The organism is Streptomyces sp. NBC_01198, from assembly GCF_036010485.1.
Lineage (GTDB): Bacteria > Actinomycetota > Actinomycetes > Streptomycetales > Streptomycetaceae > Actinacidiphila.
On sequence record NZ_CP108568.1, the window covers coordinates 6,571,462 to 6,582,636 of the forward strand.

Sequence of the window (11,175 nt, forward strand, 5' to 3'; positions counted from 1 at the left end):
GCCCGTGCGGGCCCGCATAGCGTCGCGGGCATGAACTTCCACGCACAGATCGCCGACAGCGCGCGGGAGGCGGCCCGTATCGCCGCCGGAACCGGGCAGGACCGGCTCGACGGCCCCACCCCCTGCGCCGACTACGACACCCGCACCCTGGTCAACCATCTGGTCGCCTACACCGGCATCGGCATGGAGCTGCGGGCCAGGCGGGAACCGCACCCCGACGACCTCGCCACCCGGGACTTCACCGCCGACCCGCAGTGGGCGCGGCACTACGCGGAGCAGCTGGACCGCTCGGTGGCCGCCTGGGCGGACCCGGCCGTCTGGGAGGGCGAGATCGCCTCGATGCCGGCCGAGGGCACGGCCGCGATGCTCTTCCTCGAACTGTGCCTGCACGGCTGGGACCTGGCCAGGGCCACCGGGCAGGACTACCGGGTCGCCGCGGCCACCGCGGAGCGGCTGCTGGCAGCGGTGCGCGAATACGGTGAGATGTACCGCGAGTACAAGGGCTTCGCCGAGCCGGTCGAGGTGCCCGGGGGCGCCGGTGACCTGGAAACCGCTGTCGCGCTGTCGGGCCGCGACCCATACTGGGCCGGATGATCCAACACGAGCTGATCTCCCGGGTACGGGAGCTGTGCCGGGCGGACCCGGGCGTGCGGGCGGCCGCGATGTACGGCTCGTTCGCGGCCGGGGAGGGCGACGAGCACAGCGACGTCGAGTTCTGGCTGTTCCTCGACCCGGCGGCCCGTGCCGCGCTCGACCCGGCCGCCTGGTGCGCGCGGGTCGCCCCGGTGCACCTGGTGGTGCGCAACGAGTTCGGCACCCATGTCGCGTTCTTCCCCGGCCCGGTGCGCGGCGAGTTCCACTTCGCCACCACCGACGACATCGGCTCGGTCGGCGAATGGCCGGCCCGCGGCGCGGCGGTGGACGCGATGGTGGTCGTCGACCGGGACGGCCGGCTCACCCCGGTGCTCGCCGCGCTGCCCGAGCGGCCGGTGATCCCCGGCACCCCGGCGGAGGTCGCCGACCTGTGCGGCCGGTTCGCCAACTGGCTGGTGCTCGCCTTGCACGTGTCGGCCCGCGGCGAGCTGCTGCGGGCGCAGGACGCGCTGGGGCACGCCGCCCGCCACCTGCTGTGGATGGCCAGACTCGCCGAGCACAGCACCGGCCACTGGCTCACGCCGTCTCGCGCGGCCGAGGCCGAACTGCCCGCCCGTACGGTCGCGGCGGTCGCCGAACTGACGCCGGCGGCGCTGTGGCGTGAGGGGCGGGACCGCTGGCTGACCCTGCTGGCGGCGGCCGGCGGCGAGCCGCCGGCCGCCCTGTTCGCCGAGCTGGACCGGCTGGCGGCGCCAGAGAGCTAGCCCCCGGGACGTACGCCGTCAGTCGCGTTCGGCGAGCAGCCGCTCGACCTCCGCGCGTATCTCGGGGGTGTCCAGGCCGCGGATCGTCAGCGTCGTACGCCGCCGCAGCACGTCGTCGGCGTTCTGCGCCCACTCGTGGTCCCTGGCGTAGACGACCTGGGCCCATATCTCCGGCGCGTCCGGGTGGATACGCCGGGCCAGCGCCGGGTTCTCCGCGGCGAGCCGGACGATGTCGAAGGACAGCGAGCCGTAGTGGCCGGCCAGGTGCCTGGCGGTGTCGGGCGACATCTGCGGCCCCGGGACGCCGCCGTCGGCCTGGAGGCGGTGCGCGACCGCGTCCTGGCTGGCGAAACCGGGCAGCGGCGCCCGGCGCGGCAGCGAGGACATCGGCTCCATGTCGTCGGCCAGCGGCCGCCCCGGCAGGGTGGCCAGCTTGTCCATCACCATCCGGCCGATGTGCCGGAAGGTCGTCCACTTGCCGCCCGCGACCGACAGCATCCCGCCGCGGCCCTCGGTGACCACCGTCTCCCGCTTGGCCTTGGCGGTGTCGCCCGGGCCGCCGGGCAGCACCCGCAGCCCGGCGAAGGCGTAGGTGATCAGGTCCCGGGACAGCTGCTGGTCGCGGACCGACAGGGCGGCCTCGTGCAGGATCTGGTCGGTGTCCGCCTCGGTGACCCGCAGGTCGGCCGGGTCGCCCTCGTAGACCTCGTCGGTGGTGCCGAGCAGCAGCATGTCCTCCCACGGCAGGGCGAAGGTGATGCGGTACTTGTCGATCGGGGTGGCCAGTGCCGCCCCCCAGGGCGCCGTCCGCCGCAGCACCAGGTGGGCGCCCTTGGACAGCCGGATCGACGGGTCGGCCGCCGGGTCCTCCATCCGCCGCAGGGTGTCCACCCACGGCCCGGTGGCGTTGAGCACCAGCCGCGCGTCCACCCCGAAGGCGGTGCCGTCGATCCGGTCGCGCAGGTCGGCGCCGGTGACCCGGCCGCGGGTGAACCGCAGCCCGGTGACCTCGGCGTGGTTGAGCACGGTCGCGCCGGCGTCCGCCGCGGCCCTGACGGTCATCAGGGCCATCCGGGCGTCGTTCATCTGCCCGTCCTCGTAGACCGCGACCGCGCGGAGGTTGTCGGTACGCAGCTCGGGCACGTCACGTGCGGCCCTGGCCGGGCTGATCACATGCCCGACGCCGTCCTTGAAGGCGGACAGCGCCGAGTAGGCGAAGACGCCCGCGCCGAGCTTGGCGGCACCGTGCGGGCCGCCCTTGTAGACCGGCAGGTAGAAGGTCAGCGGGTTGGACAGGTGCGGCGCGACGTCCCGCGAGACGGCGCGCCGTTCCAGGTGGTTCTCGGCGACCAGCCGCACCGCGCCGGTCTGCAGGTAGCGCAGGCCGCCGTGCAGCAGCTTGGAGGACGCCGAGGAGGTGGCGCCGGCGAAGTCGCCGGCGTCCACCATCGCGACCCGCAGACCCGACTGCGCGGCGTGCCAGGCGGTCGTGATGCCCAGGATGCCGCCGCCGATGACCAGCAGGTCGTATGTGGTCCGGCCGAGCAGCTCGCGGGCCTCGGCCCGCCCGGGGTTCGCGCCGGCAGTCGGTCGCGTCCCCGGTGCGGGGGCGCTCTGCGGGGTGGTCATCGTTCCTCAGTGCTCCTCTTCGATCCAGCCCATGGACGCCTGAACGGCCTTGAGCCACTGCTTGTATTCCTTGTCGCGCTCGCCCGCGTCCATCTGCGGGGTCCACTCGGCGGCCCGCTTCCAGTTCGCCCGCAGCGTCTCGGTGTCCGGCCAGAAGCCGATCGCGAGGCCGGCCGCGTAGGCCGCGCCCAGCGCTGTGGTCTCGGCGACCATCGGGCGCACCACCGGCACGTCCAGGAAGTCCGAGAGGGTCTGCATGAGCAGGTTGTTGGAGGTCATGCCGCCGTCGACCTTGAGGGTGGTGACCTCGGTGTTGGAGTCCTTGAACATCGCGTCGGCGATCTCCCTGGTCTGCCAGGCGGTCGCCTCCAGCACGGCCCTGGCGATGTGCGCCTTGGTCACGTACCGGGTCAGGCCGGCGATCACCCCGCGCGCGTCGGAGCGCCAGTGGGGTGCGAACAGGCCGGAGAAGGCCGGTACGAAGTAGGCGCCGCCGTTGTCCTCCACCGAGGAGGCCAGCGTCTCGATCTCCGGCGCGGTGCCGATCAGGCCCATCTGGTCGCGCATCCACTGGACGAGCGAGCCGGTGACGGCGATGGAGCCTTCGAGGGCGTAGACCGGCTTGGCGTCGCCGATCCGGTAGCCGACGGTGGTGATCAGGCCGGCGTAGGAGTTCACCGGGGTCTCACCGGTGTTCATCAGCATGAACGTGCCGGTGCCGTACGTGGACTTCGCCTCGCCCACCGAGAAGCAGCACTGGCCGAACAGCGCGGCCTGCTGGTCGCCGAGCGCGGAGGCGACGGGCACGCCGCTGAGGCCGCCGACGTCGGTGGTGCCGTAGACCTCGGAGGACGACCTGATCTCCGGCAGCACGGCCATCGGGACGCCGATCGACTCGCAGATCTTCGCGTCCCACTGGAGCTTCTTGAGGTCCATCAGGAGGGTCCGGGAGGCGTTGGTGACGTCGGTGACGTGCTTGCCGCCGTTGACCCCGCCGGTGAGGTTCCAGATCACCCAGGAGTCCATGGTGCCGAACAGGATGTCGCCGGCTTCCGCGCGCGCCTGCAGCCCGTCGACGTTGTCGAGCAGCCAGCGGATCTTCGGGCCGGCGAAGTACGACGCGAGCGGCAGGCCGGTCTGCCGCCGGAAGCGGTCCTGGCCGACGTTGCGGCCCAGCTCCCGGCACAGCGCGTCGGTGCGGGTGTCCTGCCAGACCAGCGCGTGGTACACCGGCTCGCCGGTGTTCTTGTCCCACAGCATCGTGGTCTCGCGCTGGTTGGTGATGCCGATGGCCTTGACGTCGGCGGGGGTGAAGCCGGCGATGTCCTGGCCGGCCTTGCTGATGGCGCCGGCGACCACCTCCTGGACGTTCGTCCAGATCTCGGCCGCGTCGTGCTCCACCCAGCCGGGCTTGGGGAAGATCTGCTCGTGCTCCTTCTGGTCGACGGCCACGATCCGGCCGTCGCGGTCGAAGATGATGCAGCGGCTCGATGTGGTGCCCTGGTCGATCGCCGCGATGAACGGTCCGGTGCCGTGGCTGCTGGTGGGCGTGTCGGTCATGGTGTGCTCCTCGTCGGGTCTGCGCTCGGTGGTCCGGGTGACGACAGTGGTCCCGTACGGCTCTATGTGAACGCGAGCCGGTACAGTCCGCCCGCTATAGCGGCGCCCGCCAGCGGGCCGACCACCGGGATCCAGGCGTAGCCCCAGTCGGAGCCGCCCTTGTTCGGCAGCGGCAGGAGGCTGTGCACGATCCGCGGTCCGAGATCCCGGAACGGATTGATCGCGTAGCCGGTGGGCCCTCCGAGTGACAGACCCAGTCCGACCACGATCAGCGCGGTGAGCAGGATGCCCATTCCATTCTCCGCCAGACCGTCGGTCATGCCCTGCGTAAGGATGAACAGCACCAGCACCGCGGTGGCGATCGCCTCGGTGAGCAGGTTCTGCAGTGGGTTGCGGATTTCCGGGCCGGTGGCGAAGACGCCGAGCACCGGGCCGCCGGGCTGGGCCCGGTTCCCGGTGGTGGGCCCCGCGGGATCGCCCTCCAGGCCCTCGGTGACCTCGGGGTCGGTCAGATGGGCCTGGAACTGGCCCAGGTAGGCCACCCAGACCAGAAAAGCGCCGATCAGTGCGCCGATCAGCTGACCGAGCAGGTAGTAGGGCACCTTCGACCACTCCCCGGTCTTGATCGCGATGCCCAGGGTGACCGCGGGGTTCAGGTGCCCGCCGGAGTAGCCGTTTGCTATGTAGGCGCCGCCCAGGACGCCGAATCCCCAGCCGAAGGTGATCGCCAGCCAACCGGCGCCCCTGGCCTTGGACCGTCTGAGTGTCACGGCGGCGCAGACGCCGCCGCCCAGCAGGATGAGGACGGCGGTTCCGAAGATCTCGCCGATGAGGATATGACCGTTGGACACAGCGACTCCCTTGTCACAATCCGTCCGGTGTTCGACATTGTCGATCGCAGGACGAGAGTTTTCTCCCCTTGGTTGTGCAGGTCAAGAGGGATGTGACGGAGAACTCGATGAACACGCGCGGACGCGGGGCCGGCCCGCCCGAGCAGGACCGGACGACCGGCCGGATGGGTCCGGCAGCCGCTAGAAGCGCCCGGCGCCCAGATCGCGGGAGACCGCGCGGGCGCAGTCGCGTACCGCCGCCACCAGGCGGGCCCGGATGCCGTCGGCGTCGCAGACCCGCTCCACCGCGCCGGTGACGCCCACCGCGCCCACCGGCATCCGCCGCCGGTCGTAGACGGGCGCGGCCACCGAGGCCACGCCGTCCCAGGTCTCCTCCAGGTCCGAGCCCCAGCCGCGCGCCCGGGTCAGGTCGAGCACCGACTCGAACTCCTCGGTGCCGGTCACCGTACGGGCGGTGAGCGCCGCCAGCTCGCCCTCGGCGACCTCGTTGTGCGCCACCGGGTCGAAGGCGGAGAGCACCTTGCCGAGCGCGGTGCTGTGCAGCGGCTGCATGGCCCCGACCTCAAGCACCTGCCGGCCGTCGTCGGGCCGGAAGACGTGGTGAACGATTAGCACCCCGTGCTGGTGCAGCACCCCCAGATACGCCGCCTCGCCGCTGGACCTGGCCAGGTCGTCGGTCCACACCAGCGCCCGGGCCCGCAGCTCGTGGACGTCCAGGTAGCTGTTGCCCAGCCGCAGCAGCTCCGCGCCCAGCTGGTACTTGCCCGACACCGGCTCCTGCTCCACGAAGCCCTCCTGCTGCAGGGTGCGCAGGATGCCGTGCGTGGTGCCCTTGGCCAGCCCCAGCGAGGAGGCCACGTCCGACAGGCCCAGCCGCCGCTCGCCCCCGGCCAGCAGTCGGAGAACTGCGGCCGCGCGCTCCAGTGACTGGATCGAACCGGGCATCGCGTGCACTCCAGGGCGGAAATCGGTGGAAATCGGGGAAACGACGGTCGGTCGGCATTGTCGACCCTCATCATCGCAGAGATGAGTGTCGCACCACCCGTCCGCCCCTCGGAATGCCTTCGAGTCGTGGCACCCTCGCCGGTTACTCTGACGTGGTGCGCGTTCCACCCTCTGTGGGCGGGCGGCGCATAGCCGACAGCCGTCGCATCCCAGGGAGCAGTTCCATGGCCTCGCCGTCCCGTTCGTCCGCCGCCCCCGCCGCGAGTAACGCCCGCGCCGCCGCGCTGCGCCAGGCACTCGCCACCCGCATCGTGGTCGCCGACGGCGCCATGGGCACCATGCTCCAGGCGCAGGAACCCACCCTCGACGACTTCCAGCAGCTCGAAGGCTGCAACGAGATCCTGAACGTCACCCGTCCTGACGTCGTCCGTTCGGTGCACGAGGCCTACTTCGCGGCCGGGGTGGACAGCGTCGAGACCAACACCTTCGGCGCGAACGCCTCCGCCCTGGGCGAGTACGGCATCGAGGACCGGATCCACGAGCTGGCCGAGGCCGGCGCCCGGCTGGCCCGCGAGGTCGCCGACGACTTCGCCGCCGACGGCCGCCAGCGCTGGGTGTTCGGCTCCATCGGCCCCGGAACGAAACTGCCCACGTTGGGCCATACGAGTTACCAGCACCTGCGGGACGGCTACCACGCCAACGCCGCCGGGCTGATCGCCGGCGGCGCGGACGCGCTGGTGGTCGAGACGATGCAGGACCTGCTCCAGGTCAAGGCCGCGCTGGTCGGCTCGCGGCGGGCGATGGCCGAGGCGGGCGTGGACCTGCCGCTGATCTGCCAGGTCGCGGTCGAGACCACCGGCACCATGCTGCTCGGCTCCGAGATCGGCGCCGCCCTCACCGCCCTCGAACCGCTCGGCATCGACCTGATCGGCCTGAACTGCTCGACCGGCCCCGCCGAGATGAGCGAGCACCTGCGCTACCTGGCCCGGCACTCCCGCATCCCGCTGACCTGTATGCCCAACGCGGGCCTGCCGGTGCTCACCAAGGACGGCGCGCACTACCCGCTGAGCCCCGCCGAGCTGGCCGACGCGCACGAGACCTTCGCCAGGGAGTACGGCCTGTCGCTGGTCGGCGGCTGCTGCGGCACCACGCCCGAGCACCTGCGGCAGCTGGTCGAGCGGGTCGGCGGCCACGAGCTGACCCCGCGTGACCCGCGGCCCGAGCCGGGCGCCGCCTCGCTCTACCAGACCGTCCCGTTCCGCCAGGACACCTCGTATCTGGCGATCGGCGAGCGCACCAACGCCAACGGCTCGAAGAAGTTCCGCGACGCGATGCTGGAGGGCCGCTGGGAGGACTGCGTCGAGATGGCCCGCGACCAGATCAGGGAGGGCGCCCACCTGCTCGACCTGTGCGTGGACTACGTCGGCCGGGACGGCGTCGCCGACATGGCCGAGGTCGCCGGCCGCTTCGCGACCGCCTCCACGCTGCCGATCGTGCTGGACTCCACCGAGGTCGACGTGCTGCGGGCCGGCCTGGAGAAGCTCGGCGGCCGCGCGGTGCTCAACTCGGTGAACTACGAGGACGGCGACGGCCCCGAGTCGCGCTTCGCCCGCGTCACCGCGCTGGCCGTCGAGCACGGCGCGGCCCTGATCGCGCTGACCATCGACGAGGAGGGCCAGGCCAGGACCGTCGAGAAGAAGGTCGCGATCGCCGAGCGGCTGATCGAGGACCTGACCGGGAACTGGGGCATCCACGAGTCCGACATCCTCATCGACTGCCTGACCTTCACCATCTGCACCGGCCAGGAGGAGTCCCGCGGCGACGGCGCCGCCACCATCGAGGCGATCCGCGAACTCAAGCGCCTGCACCCCGACGTGCAGACCACCCTCGGCCTGTCGAACATCTCCTTCGGCCTCAACCCGGCCGCCCGGGTGGTGCTCAACTCGGTCTTCCTCGACGAGTGCGTCAAGGCGGGCCTGGACTCGGCGATCGTGCACGCCTCCAAGATCGTGCCGATCGCCCGCATCCCCGAGGACCAGCGGCAGACGGCGTACGACCTGGTCTACGACAACCGGCGGGAGGGCTACGACCCGCTGCAGCGGCTGATGGAGCTCTTCGACGGCGTCGACTCCACGTCGGTCAAGGCCGGCAAGGCCGAGGAGCTGGCGGCGCTGCCGCTGGACGAGCGGCTGCAGCGGCGGATCATCGACGGCGAGAAGAACGGCCTCACCGACGACCTGGACGCGGCGCTGGCCGAGCGGCCCGCACTGGACATCGTCAACGACACGCTGCTGTCCGGGATGAAGGTGGTCGGCGAGCTGTTCGGGTCCGGCCAGATGCAGCTGCCCTTCGTGCTGCAGTCGGCGGAGGTCATGAAGGCCGCCGTCGCCTACCTCGAACCGCACATGGAGAAGAGCGAGGACGGCGGCGGCAAGGGCACCATCGTGCTGGCCACCGTCCGCGGCGACGTCCACGACATCGGCAAGAACCTGGTCGACATCATCCTGTCCAACAACGGCTACAACGTGGTCAACCTCGGCATCAAGCAGCCGGTGTCGGTGATCCTGGACGCGGCCGAGGAGCACCGGGCCGACGTGATCGGGATGTCCGGGCTGCTGGTGAAGTCCACGGTGATCATGAAGGAGAACCTGGAGGAGCTGAACCAGCGCGGGCTGTCCGCCGAGTATCCGGTCATCCTCGGCGGCGCCGCGCTGACCCGGGCCTACGTCGAGCAGGACCTGCACGAGATCTACCTCGGCGAGGTGCGCTACGCCCGCGACGCCTTCGAGGGCCTGCGGCTGATGGACGCGCTGATCGGCGTCAAGCGCGGGGTCCCCGGCGCCAAGCTGCCCGAGCTCAAGGCGCGCCGGGTGGCGGCCCGCCCGCAGGAGCCGGTGGAGCCCGAGGTCAACCTCGGCCAGATCCGCTCCGACGTCGCGGTCGACAACCCGGTGCCGACCCCGCCGTTCTGGGGCAGCCGGGTGGTCAAGGGCATCCAGCTCGCCGACTACGCCTCGTGGCTGGACGAGGGCGCGCTGTTCAAGGGCCAGTGGGGCCTGAAGCAGTCGCGCGCCTCGGGGCCGACGTACGAGGAGATGGTGGAGAGCGAGGGCCGGCCGCGGCTGCGCGGGCTGCTGACCCGGCTGCAGTCAGAGAGCCTGCTGGAGGCCGCGGTCAGCTACGGCTACTTCCCGTGCGTGTCCAAGGGCGACGACCTGATCGTGCTGCACGAGGACGGCACCGAGCGCACCCGCTTCACCTTCCCCCGGCAGCGCAGGGGGCGGCGGCTGTGCCTGGCCGACTTCTTCCGGCCCGAGGAGTCCGGCGAGACCGATGTGGTCGGCTTCCAGGTGGTCACCGTCGGCAACCGCGTCTCGGACGCGGCGGCCGAGCTCTTCGCCGCCGACTCCTACCGGGACTACCTGGAGCTGCACGGCCTGTCGGTGCAGCTGGCCGAGGCGCTGGCCGAATACTGGCACGCCAGGGTGCGCGCCGAGCTGGGCTACGGCGGCGAGGACCCCGGTGACGTCGAGGACATGTTCGCGCTGAAGTACCGCGGGGCGCGCTTCTCGCTGGGCTACGGCGCCTGCCCCGACCTGGAGGACCGGGCCAAGATCGCGGCGCTGCTCGAACCCGAGCGGATCGGGGTGAAGCTGTCCGAGGAGTTCCAGCTGCACCCGGAGCAGTCCACCGACGCGATCGTCATCCACCACCCGGAGGCGAAGTACTTCAACGCCCGCTGAGCGCCCGCGGGAGGCGGCGGCACCCCGTCCGGTGCCGGGACGTCACCGGGGCTTCGTGCGCCCGTGGCATGCCCGTCAGGCGCGCCTCGGCGGGGCCACGTAGAATGGTCGGTCCGGCAGGGGCCGGTCGCCTTCCCGTTCGCGGGACGCGGCGACCGGCCTTTGTGTCCCCCAGGAAAGGGCGCGTCGGCACCCCTCCGGCGCCCGGTCAGCACCTCGGCCGAGGAGTGAGCCTATGACCAGCAGCACCCCCGTCGTCGACACCCGTCCGGCGCAGGGCCGCGGCCTGCAGGCGGTCCTGCTGGACATGGACGGCACCCTGGTGGACACCGAGGGCATCTGGTGGGCGGCGGAGACCGGCGTCTTCGCCGACCTCGGGCACGCGCTGGACGAGGTGCACCGGGAGGTCGTGGTGGGCGGGCCGATGGCCCGCAGCGTCGGCCACCTCATGGAGGTGACCGGCACCACGGCGACGCTGGCGGAGCTGATGGTCGCGATCGACACCCGCTTCGAGGAGCTGATCGCCCTCGGTGCCCCGCTGATGCCGGGGGCCAAGCGGCTGCTGGCCGAGCTGGCGGCGCACGGGGTGCCCACGGCGCTGGTGTCGGCCTCGCACCGGCGCACGATCGATGTGATGCTGCGCTCGCTGGGCGCCGAGAACTTCGCCTTCACCCTCGCGGGTGACGAGATCGCCCGCACCAAGCCGTACCCGGACCCGTACCTGACCGCCGCGGCCCGGCTGGGCGCCGACCCGGCGGCCTGCGTGGTGGTGGAGGACACACTCACCGGGGTCGCCTCGGCGGAGGCGGCCGGCTGCCAGGTGGTGGCGGTGCCGTCGGTGGTGCCGATCGCGCCGGCCCCGGGGCGTACCGTCGTCACATCGCTCGACCAGGTGAATGTCCCATTTCTGCGGTCCCTGGTCCAGCGCTCCGTGAACGTGGATCTGCACTGAGGGTGATCTCTGAATAAATTCTCACCAAGTGGAATCCGCTGGGTGTGATGATTGTCACACGACACCCCATCGACAGCGGGTCCGGTAACTGGATGAGATTTCACTTACCGCATCTTTACCCGGGTGAAGTGTCCGGT

General features: G+C 71.6%; 8 protein-coding genes. 4 read left to right on the top strand and 4 right to left on the bottom strand.

The annotated features are described in order from the left end of the window. The first annotated feature begins 30 nt into the window (after positions 1-30). Both OG702_RS29240 and OG702_RS29245 read left to right on the top strand, forming a co-directional pair. Positions 31-594 (top strand): TIGR03086 family metal-binding protein, encoded by a 564-nt coding sequence (locus tag OG702_RS29240; protein ID WP_327291933.1) that lies wholly within the window; start codon positions 31-33, stop codon positions 592-594. Continuing rightward, positions 591-1,358 (top strand): nucleotidyltransferase domain-containing protein, encoded by a 768-nt coding sequence (locus tag OG702_RS29245; RefSeq protein WP_327291934.1) that lies wholly within the window; start codon positions 591-593, stop codon positions 1,356-1,358. Before OG702_RS29240 ends, OG702_RS29245 begins: the two co-directional genes overlap by 4 nt. Positions 1,359-1,376: 18 nt before the next feature. Here OG702_RS29245 and OG702_RS29250 read toward each other — a convergent pair whose 3' ends face one another. From OG702_RS29250 to OG702_RS29265, 4 genes are all read right to left on the bottom strand, one after another. Then, positions 1,377-2,987: a glycerol-3-phosphate dehydrogenase/oxidase gene (locus OG702_RS29250; RefSeq protein WP_327291935.1), complete on the bottom strand. Its 1,611-nt coding sequence runs from the start codon at positions 2,985-2,987 to the stop codon at positions 1,377-1,379. A gap of 6 nt (positions 2,988-2,993) precedes the next feature. Beyond that, the gene (gene glpK, locus OG702_RS29255; RefSeq protein ID WP_327291936.1) at positions 2,994-4,547 is read right to left on the bottom strand and encodes a glycerol kinase GlpK; all 1,554 of its coding nucleotides are present in this window, start codon (positions 4,545-4,547) and stop codon (positions 2,994-2,996) included. Positions 4,548-4,609: 62 nt separating this feature from the next. Further along, the gene (locus OG702_RS29260) at positions 4,610-5,398 is read right to left on the bottom strand and encodes an MIP/aquaporin family protein (protein WP_327291937.1); all 789 of its coding nucleotides are present in this window, start codon (positions 5,396-5,398) and stop codon (positions 4,610-4,612) included. A gap of 180 nt (positions 5,399-5,578) precedes the next feature. Then, positions 5,579-6,343, bottom strand: coding sequence for an IclR family transcriptional regulator (locus OG702_RS29265; protein WP_327291938.1), 765 nt, complete (start codon positions 6,341-6,343; stop codon positions 5,579-5,581). 224 nt (positions 6,344-6,567) lie between these two features. Here OG702_RS29265 and metH point away from each other — a divergent pair, with 224 nt between their 5' ends. Both metH and OG702_RS29275 read left to right on the top strand, forming a co-directional pair. Next, complete coding sequence (metH, locus tag OG702_RS29270; RefSeq protein ID WP_327291939.1) at positions 6,568-10,086, top strand: methionine synthase; 3,519 nt, start codon at positions 6,568-6,570, stop codon at positions 10,084-10,086. A gap of 235 nt (positions 10,087-10,321) precedes the next feature. After that, the gene (locus tag OG702_RS29275) at positions 10,322-11,038 is read left to right on the top strand and encodes an HAD family hydrolase (protein ID WP_327291940.1); all 717 of its coding nucleotides are present in this window, start codon (positions 10,322-10,324) and stop codon (positions 11,036-11,038) included. Positions 11,039-11,175: the final 137 nt, after the last annotated feature.

What these genes read in the sequence shown, in the direction of transcription:
- OG702_RS29250 (WP_327291935.1), bottom strand. Translation starts at nt 2,987, where the DNA reads ATGACCACCCCGCAGAGCGCCCCCGCACCGGGGACGCGACCGACTGCC.
- OG702_RS29275 (WP_327291940.1), top strand. Translation starts at nt 10,322, where the DNA reads ATGACCAGCAGCACCCCCGTCGTCGACACCCGTCCGGCGCAGGGCCGC.
- OG702_RS29245 (WP_327291934.1), top strand. Translation starts at nt 591, where the DNA reads ATGATCCAACACGAGCTGATCTCCCGGGTACGGGAGCTGTGCCGGGCG.
- glpK (WP_327291936.1), bottom strand. Translation starts at nt 4,547, where the DNA reads ATGACCGACACGCCCACCAGCAGCCACGGCACCGGACCGTTCATCGCG.
- OG702_RS29265 (WP_327291938.1), bottom strand. Translation starts at nt 6,343, where the DNA reads ATGCCCGGTTCGATCCAGTCACTGGAGCGCGCGGCCGCAGTTCTCCGA.
- metH (WP_327291939.1), top strand. Translation starts at nt 6,568, where the DNA reads ATGGCCTCGCCGTCCCGTTCGTCCGCCGCCCCCGCCGCGAGTAACGCC.
- OG702_RS29240 (WP_327291933.1), top strand. Translation starts at nt 31, where the DNA reads ATGAACTTCCACGCACAGATCGCCGACAGCGCGCGGGAGGCGGCCCGT.